Raw genomic sequence first — 14,656 nt, forward strand, 5'->3', positions numbered from 1 at the left:
GAAGCAACTTCTTCCTTCAAGCCTGCGAGGAAGACCCCGGGCAGTACCTGCTCGCTAGGAGAGTCACCCAATGAAGATTGCCCTGGTTGGTTGCGGTTTTGTCGCTGACTATTATCTCAAGACCTTGCCAGAACATCCTGAACTCACGTTGCTCGGGGTCTATGACCGTAATCAGGCGCGGGCCAGGACGTTTTCGGCGTACCATAAGGTGCCTACCTATCCTTCGTTGCAGGCGCTGTTGGCTGATCGTGAGGTTGAGATGGTGTTGAACCTGACGAATCCGCGCAGTCACTATGAAGTGTCGCGGGCGTGCCTTGAGGCAGGCAAGCATGTCTATTCTGAGAAGCCACTGGCGATGACCTTGTCCGAGGCGCGCGAGTTGGTCGAGATCGCTGAACGGCGTGGGTTGCTCATTATCTCGGCACCGTGTAGCTTGCTGGGCGAGACCGCCCAGACGATCTGGAAAGCCATTCGTAAGCAGGTCATCGGTTCGGTGCGCCTGGTGTACGCAGAAATGGATGAGGGCATGGTCTTCAAGATGCCCTACAAAAAGTGGATCAGTGCTTCTGGGGCACCCTGGCCGTATAAAGATGAGTTTGAGATTGGTACCACGCTTGAACACGCGGGCTATGTGGCTACCTGGCTGCCGGCGTTTTTTGGCCCCGTGCAGTCCATTGCGGGGTTTTCGGCGTGCTTGGTACCCGATAAGGGCACGCCGCTGGATGTGCTTGCCCCCGATTATGCCTCAGCTTCGCTGCATTTTGCGTCAGGGGTGGTGGCCCGTTTGACCTGTAGTTTGCTGGCGCCCCACGATCACTCACTACGGATTATTGGCGATAAAGGGGTTATGTATACCGATGATACGTGGTACTACACGTCGCCGGTCTATGTGCGCCGCTGGTTCAATCTGCGCCGCCGCCATCTCGAATGGCCGCGCCGCACTTATCCGCTGGTTGGCAAAGGTACCCGCTACAAGTATCGCGGTACCCAGCAGATGGATTTTGCGCGTGGTCCCGCTGAGCTGGCCGCAGCTGTGCGCGAGGGTCGGCCTGCACGCCTCTCGCCGCGCTATTCGTTGCATGTCAATGAACTTGTGCTGGCCGTCCAAAATGAATTACAGGGCGGTGCGACGTATAAGATGACAACGACGTTTGATCCGCTTGAACCGATGCCCTGGGCATAAGGGGCGAGCGCTGCCGTCGTTGTAGTTGGGAGTGAGTGTATGGCTAAGCAGATTCGCTGGGGAATTCTGGGAGCAGGCCGCATTGCACGTGGTTTTGCGCAAGGATTACGGATATTGCCCGAGGCTAGGCTGGTGGGGATCGCGTCGCGTACGGCCGAAACCGCTCGCCAGTTTACCCGAATGCATCCGGTTGAGCGGGTCTATGCCTCATATGAAGAGATGGTGCGCGATCCGTCGCTTGATGTGATCTATGTTGCGACACCGCACAACCGCCACGTCCACGATGTGACGCTTTGCCTTGAGCATGGCAAAGCGGTGTTGTGTGAAAAACCGTTTACCGTCAATGCCCGCCAGGCTCGGCAGGTGATTGAACTCGCCCGTGCTCGCCGACTCTTTTGTATGGAAGCGATGTGGATGCGGTTCATTCCGCTGATCCGCCGGGTTGCCGAGCTTGCGGCCAGTGATCAACTTGGTGATCTGCGGATGCTCATGGCTGATTTCGGGGTCGCCAATGCGTATCAGCCCCAGAGCCGTTTCTACAATCCGGCCCTGGCAGGCGGCGCACTGCTCGACCGCGGTGTCTATCCGATCTCGCTGGCGCATATGCTCTTTGGCAAACCAGACGAGGTGGTGGGCTTGGCTGGCATGACGCGGGAGGGGGTTGATGAGCACTCGGCGCTGGTGCTGCGCTTTCCCAAGGGGCGTCTTGCGGTGCTTGCTTCGTCACTGAGTAGCTTTGGCTCGAATGGTGCCATGCTGTCGGGAACCCACGGCAAAATTCAGATCCATGCACCTTTCTTCTGCCCTCAGCGGATGACAATCGAGCGCTATCAGCCGGCACTCGATCCGGTTGGGAGTGATCTCACGCTCAAACATCGTCTCGTGGAGGCTGTTAAACAGAATCCGGTGCTCAAACGGGTCTACCCTGCGGTGCGCTCGCTGGTGCGCCCGCGTTCACGCGATGTAACGATGCGCATCAAGGGCAATGGCTATAACTACGAGGCCGCTGAAGTCATGCGTTGCCTCCGCCTCGGTTTGACCGAGAGTCCGTTGATGACCCTTGACGAGACCTTGCAGATTATGGAGACAATGGATACGGTCAGGGCAGCCTGGGGCCTCAAGTATCCTGGCGAGTGATGATGGACGTAGACGTTATGCTTCGGAATTGTAGTGCATATGTGCTTTCTCTTTCAGTCAAGTGATGGCTATCTACCCGGTCACTCTTGTGGGGATGTTTCCTAATATGAATCAATCTAGCCTGTCATCCTCGCCCTCCATCGATATTATCATCCCTACCCGCGGTCGTGGTGAGTTGATTACCACCACCATTGCCAGCATCCGCACCCTGCGTGACGTCCACTTTACGCTCTGGGTGATTGATCAAAGTGAAGATGATCGTACCGAACAGTGTGTGCGTCGCCATGCGAAGGAAGATCCGCGGATCTGCTATCGACGCACCCCCACCGTTGGGGCGAGCACAGCACGTAATCTTGGCGTGTCGCTTGGGCAGGCTCCTTTCATTCTGTTCACCGATGATGATTGTTACGTGCATCCCGACTGGGCGAGTTCGATGCTTGCCGAGTTGCGCAACCCGTCGATCTGGGCGGTCTTTGGGCGTGTGTTGCCGGCGACGCATGGTGGCGAGGATGCGACCGTGCTTCGCGGTGGCACGGTCGCCATCAAACCAGTTCAAGCGCCACAGGTGTATTGGGGCAATCGCCTTGATCTCAGCTTTGGCCACGGTGCGAGCATGGGCGTACGGCGTGAACGGATGGAGCAGTTGGGCGGCTTTGATGAGTTGCTGGGGGCGGGTGGCCCCCTGCATTCATGGGAAGACCGTGATGTCGGCTATCGGATTCTCGCGGCCGGGGGGCGCATTACGTATACCCCTGCTGCCCTCATTTACCATCGCCAGTGGCGTGATTGGGCCGCGATCCGGCGGGTCTTTCGTGGGTATGCCATTGGGGCGGGGGCGTCGGCAAGCAAGTATGTGCGTTGTGGCGATCCCGTGGGGGTCGCGATCTTTGCTGAGTGGATGTTCAGTCAAGGCCTGCGCCAGGCGGCCTCGGCGATCCTGAAATGGCGCAGTTGGCCCAAGCTACAGGTTGCCCTCGAACAGTTTGTCTATCCCTGGTATGGGTTTGTCCAGGGGTTGCGCTACCCGATCGATCGTACGCACTGCCTGTATCAGACGGGAACACAACCAGCAGAAGTGGTGCAAGCGCACTAACCCAGACCGCTCCTGGGTGCAGCGATCTTCAGCTTCAGCCATGTATGGCGGCAGTGCAGTTGGAAACCGGAGCTAACGGGTGTTTCATGCCATCAAAGTCCTGGAACTTGAACTTACCCTCCCGCTTGTTGATCTGATCAATCTGGGGGCATATCGCCGAGCGCGGATCCTCGTTCGTTTGCAGGGAAGGCCGCTTGGGACGATCAGCCTGGAGGTGCAACACGGTCGGATTGCGGCGACAGCGCTGCGTGAGGCACTGTTGCGCGAATGTGCCTGGATGCTTGTTGGTCAGCATCTGCAAGGTTTGTTGAACACTCCGCCTACACAGCCGTGGACGCTCGATGATCTTGCGGTAGCGCCCCTGCCTCCGGTGTATGATGGCCCCTGGCCTTCGGTGACGGTGGCCGTCTGTACGCGGGATCGGCCCGAGGCAGTGCTGCGCTGTGTGCAGGCGCTCCTTGCCCTTGATTACCCTGGCGCGCTGGAATTAATCGTCGTTGATAATGCTCCGTCCGACGATCGTGTGCAGCGTGCGCTTGAACCATACGCGCCTCACGTGCGTTATGTGCGCGAACCACGCCCCGGTCTTGATTGGGCGCGCAATCGCGCTCTTCGCGAGGCTCGTGGCGATATTCTGGCGTACACCGATGATGATGTGGTGGTTGATCGGCTCTGGGTTCGTGGTCTGGCGCAGGTCTTTGCCCAGCATCCGGCGGTGATGGCGGTGACAGGTCTGGTCGAGCCATATGAATTGGAGACCGAGGCGCAGTTGGCGTTTGAGCACTACGGTGGTTTTGGTCAGGGCTACGAGCAGCGCTGGTACGCGATCAATCGACCGGCTGGTCAGCCAGCAACGATCTATGCTGCGACCGGCAAGTTTGGCACTGGTGCGAATATGGCCTATCGCCGTGAAATTTTTGCTTCGCTTGGAGGCTTTGATCCCGCGCTTGATGTGGGCACGCTTGCGAATGGGGGCGGTGATCTTGATATGTTCTTTCGCGTGATCAAGGCAGGCCATAGCTTGGTCTATGAGCCGCGTGCGCTGGTCTGGCATTGTCATCGGCGCGAAGCGGGCCAATTTCATCAGCAGATTGCCAATAATGGTGTCGGGTTCTATGCGTATCTGGTGCGGCTTTTTCTGCACTATGCCGACGAACGTCGCCACCTGCTACGTTTCGCGGTCTGGTGGTTTTGCTCGTGGTACCTCTATCGTTGGGGGCGCTCGTATGTGGCACCGGTCAATACGACCCGCGACCTGATCGTTGCTGAGATGCGTGGAGCTTTGCTTGGGCTTGGTCGCTATCAGCGTGCGGTTCGCTCGGCGTGCCAGATGGTTCGACCGGATGATCTGCCCGCCCGGATCGCCGCTTTTGCGCCGTTGCCCCATCCTATCTATCCCGATGGTCTTGCCGTACGGGTGATCGATCTGGCGGAACCGTTGCAATCCCTCATCGATGTGACGGCCTATCCTGCTGTCCGGGTCGAACTTCGACAGGGTGCGCTGGCTCTCGGAAGGGTTGAGCTTGTGAATGCGTATCAACCCGTTGGACGTGAGCGTCTGGTTGAAGCTATTGTGGCTGAACTGGGCCTGAAAGTGCTGGTTGAAGGACGCGACCCGGCGTACCCCGAGGTGCGTGAGGCCGCGCAGCGCCTCGTGGCAGCGCGTTATGGTCTGGTCGAGCCGTTGCCTTGTGCTAAGTACGTTGCATCAGAGCAACCCACAGCCACCTTGCCAGACGATCGTGCCGTGGCAGTCGTCGTCATTGATCATGGTACGCCTGAGGATCTGCGTGCGTGTTTGACGGCGCTGTATGCCCAGCAAACCGGGCGTGACTATACCGTCAGCGTCGTGACCAGTGCTGTTGGTTCAGGCGTGGTGGCTGAAATGGTGGCCGCGTTCCCGGGGATCCGTTTGGTTGAGGTGCCGCAGGTCGGGCATGCATATACGTCGTACGCAGAGTTGGTGACGAGCCAGGGCGAGTTTGTGGCCGTGCTTGATGCCAGCATCGTTCCAACAACAGACTGGCTTGAACAATTGCTGCGGCCCTTTCTGCGTGATGAGGTTATGATAACAACCGGCAAGGTTGTGCCGTCGCGCCTTGATACGCGGGTTGAGCAGATCTTTGCTGCTTATGATGAGGTGGGGCAGGGGTATGCACAACGGAGCTTTGACCAGCACTGGTTGGCGAGTTTTCGCCGCCAGATGCCACCGATGGACGAACTCGGCTTGCCGGTCAATCGTGCATGGCGCACAGCGCTGCTCGCCGAGCCTCTGGGCGGGCGCGGCCAGCAGGTCTTTGCTGCCGAGGTGATCCAGGCTTCTCCTCGTGACTATGAGCGTGTGTACCGAGCTTTACGTGCCGGGCATTCCCTGGTCTATGTTCCACAAGCGTATGGGTGGCGACGCTATGATCAGCGCTTGCCCGTCTTACGTCAGGATGTTGCGCAACGCACGTCGACCACCCTGCTCTGGTACCTGACATGCCTGATCGAGCGACGCGATCTGCGCGTCGTGTATCAAATGGGCTTCGATACTCCCAGGCAAAAACTAAGGCAATTAGCAGGTTTTATGCGTTCATATGTACGCGGGCGAAGCTATGCACCACTTTACCTTTGGGTTGATGAAGTCCGTGGTATACTAGCCTCATGCAAAGCCATCGCACGCGCCTCGTGCAAGAGCAAAGCCTTTGGGCAGCGCTTGATAAGACCAAAGGAAGGAACAGGTGGCTTCAATAACGTCACGTAAACATGCTATGCCCACCATCCGTCTCGTCTATGTGCGTGACCTTTTGCGTGAACTGGTGCTGCGTGACCTGAAATTACGCTATAAACGCTCAGTTATTGGCATCCTCTGGTCACTGGTGAATCCACTTGTCCAGATTTTGATCTTCACCTTTCTTTTTAGTCGCGTCTTGCCGCTCAATATTCCCAACTACACCGTTTTTGTCTTCAGTGGCGTGCTGGCATGGACCTGGTTTCAGACCTCGCTGAGCATGGCTTCGGGGGCAATCGTTGATAACCGTGAACTGGTACGACGGCCCGGTTTTCCGGTGGCGGTCTTGCCTGTGGTCACGGTGACGACCAGCATGATCCACTTTACCCTAGCGCTGCCCGTTTTAGCCTTCTTCCTGATCTTTGGCGGGGGGCACATTGGTCTTGTCACGTTGTTTTTGCCGCTGATTATGCTTGTGCAGTTCCTTTTGACGCTTGGCCTGGCTTACCTCATTGCTGCGGCCCATGTCATTTTTCGTGATACGCAACACCTGATTACGCTCGGGCTCATGTTGATGTTTTATCTGACGCCCGTCTTTTATCGTGCCGACAACGTCCCCGAGCAATATCGTTTGATTTATGCGCTCAATCCGATGGCTCATCTGCTGACTGCCTATCGCGCGATTCTGGTACAAGGGGTATGGCCGGCAACAGGCACGATGGCCCTGCTCTTTGTGATGGCCCTGATCCTACTAGGAATTGGCTATGCGGTGTTCCAACATGTGAGTCTGAGCTTTGTTGAGGAACTCTGATGGATCCTGCCATTATCGTTACGCAGCTTGGAAAACGGTTTCGTCGGCGCGGGGGTAATCGGCCCTCGACGTTGAAAGAAGCGATCCTCAGAGGCATGCGTGGCATGCGTGATGAGACGTTCTGGGGCCTGCGTGACGTCAGTTTTAGCATCGAGCCAGGGCGAACGGTGGGCATTGTGGGTCCCAATGGGGCAGGAAAATCAACCTTGCTGCGTCTGGTCGGCGGCGTTGGTCGCCCTGATACCGGTCGGGTGCAGACCCGGGGGCGGATTGGCGCCCTGCTGGATCTGGGGGCTGGACAGCATCCTGAATTGACCGGGCGCGAAAGCATTTTTATCTCGGGGGTCATCAGTGGCATGCTGCGCAGCGAAGTTGAGCAGCGCTTTGACGAGATTGTGGACTTTGCCGAGTTGGATGATTTCATTGATAGCCCGTTGCGTACGTATAGCACGGGGATGCAGATGCGCCTTGCGTTTGCTGTGGCCGTGCATATTGACCCGCAGATCCTGCTCGTTGACGAAGTTCTGGCCGTGGGCGATATCGCTTTTCAGCGCAAATGTCTTGATCGCATTGCCCAGTTCAAGACGCAGGGGTGTACCATTTTGCTTGTGTCGCACGATCCCGGCCAGATGCGGGGGTTGTGTGATGAGGTGATCTGGTTGCGGCATGGCGAAGTGGTTGCACATGGCCCCACCGATCTGGTCATGGATGACTATGTCTCGGCCATGGATACGGTGACGCGGCAACGTACCCCTGAGCATGTGCCGATTGTCGTGCTGGCGAATGGTCAGGAACTGCGCATTCGTGACAATCGTTTTGGCTCGCAAGAGGTGGAAATCAGCCAGGTGCGCCTGCTCAATCAGTATAACAAGCCGGTCACAACGCTGAGAAGTGGGGTGCCCTTGACGGTGGAGTTGAGCTATCGGACACCCCAGACTATCGTTGACCCGCTGGTGAGTGTTTCGATCACGAAGCCTGATGGCTCGCTTTGCCTTGATATCAATAATGTGAGCACGGGGGTTGCGTTTCCTCCGCTGACCGGTGAAGGGGTCATTCAATTGACGTTTGAACGCCTCGATCTCGCCAGTGGGGACTACTTCGTTGATGTGGGCGTCTATGCGCAGGAATGGGCCTATACCTATGATTACCACTGGCATGTCTATCCTCTCGTCATAGAGGGCGTTGCGCAGAGCAAAGGTGTGCTTGTTCCTCCGCTCAGTTGGCATGTTGAGCGTAGTTCTGAGCCTGAATAGGGGAAAGAAACAATGTCCAGCCAGCATCAGGGGGGGCCAGTAGCCGTCTGTGATGTTCGTCTTGAGCACCTGACGACCGATCTTGTTGGCCTTGAGGCCTATGCACGCGCTCTGCTGGTGCTGCGGATGGGTTCAACTGTGGTGGGACAGGCCTGGGTTGAGGTGAACCAGGGACGGGTTCCCGTGGCACGGATCAGGGAACTGGTACAGCGATCCGGTTGGTCTATCTGGCAACACATGCTTGACGAGGCGTTACCGCCGACCGTTTTGCCATCTGCCACAGTTGTCGTCTGCACCCGTGATCGTCCTGACGACATGCGTCGTTGTCTCCCCGGATTGGCGCGGCTTGCCGAGGCTGGCTACGAGGTACTGGTCGTTGATAATAACCCGAGTAGTGAGGCCACCGCGCAACTGGTGGCCCAGTATCCGCTGATTCGGTATCTCTGCGAACCACTGCCGGGGCTGGATCGAGCGCGGAACCGGGGGTTGCTTAGTGCTCGCGGTGAGATTGTGGCTTTTACCGATGATGATGCTGTCGTTGATGATGGGTGGCTTGAGGCGTTGTTACGCAATTTTGCTGACCCTATGGTAGCGCTGGTGACCGGGATTACAATGCCGTTGGAACTCGAGACCCCGGCCCAGATCTGGTTTGAACAGGCCCACGGTTTTCAGCGTGGGTTTGAGCGCCGAACCTTTGAACTTGCCACGATCAATCCCTTGAGTTCTGGGCAGATGGGGGCCGGGGTCAATATGGCGATCCGCCGGCAGGCTCTTCGCACAATCGGCCTCTTTGATGAAGCGCTGGATGGAGGCTCAGCTTCACTGAGTGGCGGCGATCAGGAGTTTTTCTTTCGGGTGCTGCGCCGTGGCTATCGCGTGGTCTATGAGCCAGGGGCACTCGTCTGGCATCGGCACCGCCGTGATTGGCCCTCGTTGCGCCGTACCCTCTATGGCTACGGGGTTGGGCTCTATGCCTGGTGGACACGTGCCCTCCTGGTGGAACGCGAGTGGCAGACGTTGATCGTGGGAGTGCGCTGGTTTCGCCAATGGCATCTGCGTAATCTCGTGCGAGCCTTGCTTCGTCGTCCTGGGGTGATGCCACTTGATCTGGCGTGGGCGGAATTTCAGGGGGTCTTTCACGGCCCCGGGGCCTATCTGCGTGCTCGACAACTTGACCAGCGGACAGCGCAGATACTTCAGGGTTCAGGGTCGAACGAATGCTTGGACACGCTTGTCTGATGCTGGATGAGGATCTGTGATGAGCCACATGCTCCTGGTGAGTGTCATTATTCCAACGCACAACCGCCGTGCTTCATTGCTTCGTTGCCTGGATGCGCTCGCTGCCCAGGATATGCCGATGGATCAGGTTGAAGTGATTGTTGTGGCTGATAGTTGCCATGATGCGAGTGAGCAGGCGGCTCGGGCCTATGCAGCCGAGGCACCGTTCCAACTGCGTGTTGCCAGCCATGCGGCGCGGAGTGCGGCGGCAACGCGCAATCTTGGCGCACAGATGGCGCGAGGAGCGGTACTGGTCTTTCTTGATGATGATATGGTGATCTTGCCTGGTTGCTTGCGTGCGCATCTGCACGCCTTGCAGTCCTATGATGTCTCGATTGGCTATTCACAGCCAATCATTCCCGACCGACCGACGCATTGGCAGATGGGTGCCCGTCAATGGTGGGAAGATCGTTTCCGGGCGATGGAGGTTGCTGGATATCGGTTTAGTTATCATGATCTCTTTAGTGGCAATCTTGCCATCCACTCGGAACTTTTTTCTCGGGTAGGCGAGTTTGATCTGGCCTTTGCCGGACGCCTGGAAGACTATGAACTGGGTGTTCGTTTGTTGCAGACCGGGGCGCAGTTTGCTTTTACACGAGCGGCGCATACCAGGCATTATGAGGCGAGTGACCTTGACACCTGGGTTCGGCGAGTCGGGTATGACGGTGAGGCCGAGGTGCAAATGGTGCGCAAGCATCCGGCGTTACGCTCGTTGATCTTTGGTGATGTGCTGGCCGTGGCTGATACGGTCACGAAGGTGATGATCCGTGTGGCGGCGGCGACGATTGATCAGGGCCCGCAGATTGAACAAGTGTTGGTTGCTCTCATTCGTTTCGCCGAGGCGCTGACGCTGCGTCACCGACGCGCCCAGTTGTTGCGGGTGGCGCGTGACTACAGTTACTGGCGTGGTGTGGCACGGGCTGTTGATGGGGGGGGCCGCGTCTCCACTTGGCTCCGTGAGAGCAAGCCGTTAGTACTTGCTGCTGATGCACCGGTGCTTGATCTTGCCGATCCTCCGTTGGGGGGCACCCTTGATGCATTGCTTGCCGCCGGTACGCGGCAAGGGTTGCGGGTTACGCTGGCTGGTGTGAAGGTCTATGAAGTTCTGCCGCATCCTGCGGCTGAGCCTCTGCGTCTTGAGCATATCAGGTACCTTCTGCGTGAAGCTTCCCGTCATAAGATCTTGCCCGGCGTGGTTTTGTATATGATGCAGAAAGAGCAACGGCTATGCTGGCCTGTATGAGAAGCATCGATCTCGCGCACCCGCTGCAGCCAGTGACGGTAGAGCCGTCCTGCCGCCGTTTGATGATCCTTGTGTGGCTTGAACGTCAGCCACTTGCATTTGTGCCGGTGTCGCTTGCCCTACACCAGCGTGAAGTATCAGTGGATCAATTGCAAGCCGCGATCCTATCGGCTCTTGGGGGCGATCTCTGGCAAGTTGTGCTTGGTCAGCAAATCGAACAGCAAGCCTTGCCGACGCCGCACTTGCCCCCTTTCAGTGTCGTGGTGTGTACCCGTGATCGTCCCGAGAGCCTGGCCCGCTGTCTCGCCTCGTTGCAGCACCTGGATTATCCGGGGTATGAAGTCGTCGTTGTTGATAATGCCTCGCGTGACCAGGCGACGGCTGCGGTAGTCGAACGCGCAGGGGTACGGTATGTCTATGAACCACGCCCCGGTCTGGATTGGGCGCGGAACCGTGGCTGGAACGAGGCAATGTACGACCTGATTGCCTATACCGATGATGATGTTGTGGTTGACCATGGCTGGTTGCGCGGTTTGGCGCACTCGTTTGCCGATCCAGAGGTTGCTGCGACGACGGGCCTGATCTTGCCCCTCGAACTTGAAACCGAAGCACAGCTTCTTTTTGAGACCTATGGTGGGATGCACAAAGGCTTCAAACGGATCTGCTTCCGGCGTCCCGATCTGCCGGAGGCACAGATGATCGCTGCGCATATGACTGGGGTTGGGGCCAATATGGCTTTTCGTCGCACGGCCCTTGCCCATGTGGGTGGTTTTGATACGGCACTAGATGTGGGAACGCCCTCTGGTGGGGGGGGCGATCTTGATATGTTTCACCGGATCATGGTTGCGGGATTGCCTCTCTGTTACGAACCACGTGCGCTGGTCTGGCATCAACATCGTCGCGATCAGCCTGGGTTGCGGCGACAGATCGAAAATAATGGCCGATCCTTTGGGGCGTATCTGTTGAAGATCTGGCAGACGCAGACAGTGCCACGTGGGGTGACCTTACGTTTTGCGTATGCCTGGGTATTTCGTTATCTCTTGCCGCAAGTCGGGCGTTCGTTGCTGCGCAAGAGCAACCTCCCGTTCTGGTTGACGTTGGCCGAGTTACGGGGTGCGCTGGATGCACCACGAGCCTATCGGATGACGTATGCGCATGATCGGCAACTCCGTTCTGGTATGAAGGTAGCCTTATGACCACTTCATCACCCTGCCTGGTTGACATCATCATTCCTACCCGTAATCGTGGGGCCTTAGTCGACACAACGATTACCAGTATCCGGGCCTGTTATGGGGTCAACTGGCAATTATGGGTGCTTGACCAGAGCGATGATGATCGCACTGAGCAATGTGTGCTGCGCCATTGCGCCGAAGATGACCGGGTTCACTATGTGCGCACCGCGTCACGGGGGATCAGTGCGGCCCGTAATGCAGGCTGTGCCCGTTGTACGGCCCCGCTGATACTGTTTACTGATGATGATTGTCGTGTTGAGCCTGCGTGGGCGATGATGATGGCGGCCGAACTCGTCAAGCCTGCGATCTGGGCCGTCTTTGGGCGCGTGCTGCCCGAGACACTCACCGAGTTAAATCAAGCGGTGGTCGTTGCGAGTGGGGGAATCCTGGCGACCAAAGTGAGTACCGAACGGCGGCTCTATGTGCGCAGTCGGCTCGATTTGAGTTTTGGTCACGGGGCAAGCATGGGTGTTCGCCGTGAGGCGTTGCAACGTATTGGGGGCTTCGATGAACTGCTCGGCGTCGGTGCCCCATTGCGTTCGTGGGAAGACCGTGATTTCGGCTATCGTATCATTAGCGCAGGCGGCCAGATTGTCTATACCCCTGCCGCAGTGATCTATCATCGGCAGTGGCGTGATTGGGACGCGGTGCGCAATGCGTTTCGTCAGTATGGCCTTGGCGCGGGTGCCGCGACGGGGAAATACATGCGCTGTGGCGATCTGGTTGGTGCAGCCCTCTTGGCCGAATGGATCATTGGTCAGGGTGGGCGCCAGGCCCTCTCGTCCATCTTGAAATGGCGGAGTCTTGCCAAGCTACGGGTCGCCCTCGGTCAGTTTGTGTACCCGTGGTACGGGCTACTCTTGAGTTTCCGCTACCCGATCGATCGTACGCACTGCTGCTATCGAGCCAGCGACGTGATTGACCATGTGGATCTGCTCCAACCGTAAGCTGGCCGCTTGTTACAGCTTAGCGGAGGTGGCAGTCGCAATATCTGGATAGAGGTTGAGGATCGTCTCAAGTTTGACCAGTTTCAAGGTGCGGAGCACATCACTCGAGCAGTTGGTAATGCGGAGTTCGCCCTCACGCCCGCGGGCGGCTCGGTCAACCTTGATCAGCGTTGACATCCCAATGCTGGCGAGAAAGACGACCTCGCTCATATCAACAATCAATTTCGGATGGTGCTCGAGTTGTTCCATACAGAGTTCGAGCATCGTTGAAGCTGTGGACGCATCAAAGAGGCGCGGGCTGCGAATGATGTGCCATCCGCCTGCAACTGGTTGTGCCTCGCTCATCTCACCCGTTTTTAACCGACGGTCTTCGGCGGCAGCCGGGCTAGCCATGATCTCAAAGAAGTGGTGCAGATTCACCAGGGTCAGAATTTCGCGAATCGGCTGAGGTACTTCAACGAGCCAGACATCGCCACCGTCAGCACGGGCCTGATTTGCCAGGGCGACCAGCGCCCCCAGTGCACTGCTGTCGAGGAAGTCGGCTTCGGCCAGGCTAATGATCAGATAGGGGTTGCTTTGCAACAACTGGTTGGCTTGTTGCATAAAGGTTGCCTGATTACTCACATCAAGCCGTCCACGAATCCGTAGAATGGGTGTCGTCTGCGTTGCGACTGCGGCAACTGGTATCGGTGCTGTCACCACATCTTCGCCGCCGTCTGCTGTCACCAGTACCGGTTCGGTGGGTGGAGGAGGGGGAGGAGGCGTCTCGATCGTGGTGGTGACGGGAACCATGCTGATCCCACCGCCGGAACGCATCGCCCACCACTGACGGGCAAAAAAGTAGCCGAAGTAGCCAAAATCGTGCAGGTACCGCTTGAGGAGGCGCTGTGGTTCTTGCGCCAGACGATAGACCCACTCGAGACCGGCGCGTTGCATCCAGACGGGGGCGCGACGCGTGACCCCGACGATCATATCGAGGGTGCCCCCGATCCCGATGCAGATCGGCACTTGAAGGGTTGGTGCGTGCATCCGGATCCACTTTTCCTGTTTTGGATTGCCAAACGCAACGAGCAGAATATCGGGGCGGGCTGCTTTGATCGCATCAACAATGCTTTGATCCATGTCGAGCACCGAGGCTGGTGGCGGTGAGAGTACGCCAGCGACCTTGAAGCCGGGGTTGCGTTGTTGCAAGATGTCAGCTGCACGGTCTGCGATGCCGGGGCCTGCACCGAGCAGAAAGACCGAGTAGCCTTTCTCGGCGGCGCGACGGGCCAGGGCTGGTACCATGTCGGCCCCTGTTACTCGGCCTCGCAGGGAACCACCCAGCAGGCGCGAGGCCCAGACGAGCGGCATTCCATCGGCGGTTGCCATATCGGCTTCTTGCAGAATACGGCGTAATTCAGGGTCATGCAGTGAGTTGACCACAAAATCAGCGTTGACGGTTGCGATTTGATGAGTTCTGCCACTGGTTCGTCCATGAGCAATGAATTCGTCACAGCGCACAAGAGCTTCTTCCATGGTCAGATTGTCAATGGGGACGCCCAGAACGATCAGCAATTTGCGCATGGTGCCACCAGCCTCTGCTGTGCAGTCAATCGAATCGGTTTCTTTAGAGCAATACCATATCGTGCAGGTATGCTGCCAGCTGCTTCTGGCAATGTACCAGGGTTAGTGAAAGATTTGCTGACAGTTGCTACTGCTCTCGATGAACATTCGTTCATACATCAGAATGGCAGAGAGCACATATGAGGTACCGTATCCTGGCG

The 14,656-nt window shown here is 57.5% G+C and carries 11 protein-coding genes; 10 read left to right on the forward strand and 1 reads right to left on the reverse strand.

Annotated features, from left to right (window positions below; translation table 11 throughout):
- Window positions 1–70: 70 nt before the first annotated feature.
- The 10 genes from A9Q02_RS16850 (at window position 71) to A9Q02_RS16895 (ending at window position 12,890) form a co-directional block, all read left to right on the forward strand.
- Window positions 71–1,183, forward strand: coding sequence for a Gfo/Idh/MocA family protein (locus A9Q02_RS16850; protein ID WP_097654251.1), 1,113 nt, complete (start codon window positions 71–73; stop codon window positions 1,181–1,183).
- Window positions 1,184–1,222: 39 nt separating this feature from the next.
- Window positions 1,223–2,320: a Gfo/Idh/MocA family protein gene (locus A9Q02_RS16855; RefSeq protein ID WP_097654252.1), complete on the forward strand. Its 1,098-nt coding sequence runs from the start codon at window positions 1,223–1,225 to the stop codon at window positions 2,318–2,320.
- Window positions 2,321–2,426: 106 nt separating this feature from the next.
- A complete protein-coding gene (locus A9Q02_RS16860; protein ID WP_097654253.1) occupies window positions 2,427–3,413 on the forward strand; it encodes a glycosyltransferase family 2 protein in 987 nt (328 codons plus the stop codon).
- Between the two features lie 79 nt (window positions 3,414–3,492).
- Window positions 3,493–6,159, forward strand: a complete 2,667-nt coding sequence (locus tag A9Q02_RS16865) for a glycosyltransferase (RefSeq protein WP_097654254.1) — start codon at window positions 3,493–3,495, stop codon at window positions 6,157–6,159.
- The gene (locus A9Q02_RS16870) at window positions 6,137–6,937 is read left to right on the forward strand and encodes an ABC transporter permease (protein ID WP_245860599.1); all 801 of its coding nucleotides are present in this window, start codon (window positions 6,137–6,139) and stop codon (window positions 6,935–6,937) included. The genes A9Q02_RS16865 and A9Q02_RS16870 overlap by 23 nt, the downstream gene beginning before the upstream one ends.
- A complete protein-coding gene (locus A9Q02_RS16875) occupies window positions 6,937–8,190 on the forward strand; it encodes an ABC transporter ATP-binding protein (protein WP_097654256.1) in 1,254 nt (417 codons plus the stop codon). The genes A9Q02_RS16870 and A9Q02_RS16875 overlap by 1 nt, the downstream gene beginning before the upstream one ends.
- Window positions 8,191–8,202: 12 nt before the next feature.
- Window positions 8,203–9,429 (forward strand): glycosyltransferase family 2 protein, encoded by a 1,227-nt coding sequence (locus A9Q02_RS16880; protein WP_097654257.1) that lies wholly within the window; start codon window positions 8,203–8,205, stop codon window positions 9,427–9,429.
- Between the two features lie 19 nt (window positions 9,430–9,448).
- Complete coding sequence (locus A9Q02_RS16885; RefSeq protein ID WP_097654258.1) at window positions 9,449–10,711, forward strand: glycosyltransferase family 2 protein; 1,263 nt, start codon at window positions 9,449–9,451, stop codon at window positions 10,709–10,711.
- Window positions 10,708–11,907 carry a glycosyltransferase family 2 protein gene (locus A9Q02_RS16890; protein WP_245860600.1) on the forward strand — a complete coding sequence of 400 codons (1,200 nt, stop codon included), beginning with the start codon at window positions 10,708–10,710 and terminating at the stop codon, window positions 11,905–11,907. Before A9Q02_RS16885 ends, A9Q02_RS16890 begins: the two co-directional genes overlap by 4 nt.
- The gene (locus tag A9Q02_RS16895; RefSeq protein WP_097654260.1) at window positions 11,904–12,890 is read left to right on the forward strand and encodes a glycosyltransferase family 2 protein; all 987 of its coding nucleotides are present in this window, start codon (window positions 11,904–11,906) and stop codon (window positions 12,888–12,890) included. Before A9Q02_RS16890 ends, A9Q02_RS16895 begins: the two co-directional genes overlap by 4 nt.
- Window positions 12,891–12,902: 12 nt before the next feature.
- On the opposite strand, the gene A9Q02_RS16900 is transcribed toward A9Q02_RS16895, so the two are convergent.
- Complete coding sequence (locus A9Q02_RS16900) at window positions 12,903–14,456, reverse strand: WecB/TagA/CpsF family glycosyltransferase (protein ID WP_097654261.1); 1,554 nt, start codon at window positions 14,454–14,456, stop codon at window positions 12,903–12,905.
- Window positions 14,457–14,656: the final 200 nt, after the last annotated feature.

The sequence above is a fragment of the Candidatus Chloroploca asiatica genome, from assembly GCF_002532075.1.
Lineage (GTDB): Bacteria > Chloroflexota > Chloroflexia > Chloroflexales > Chloroflexaceae > Chloroploca > Chloroploca asiatica.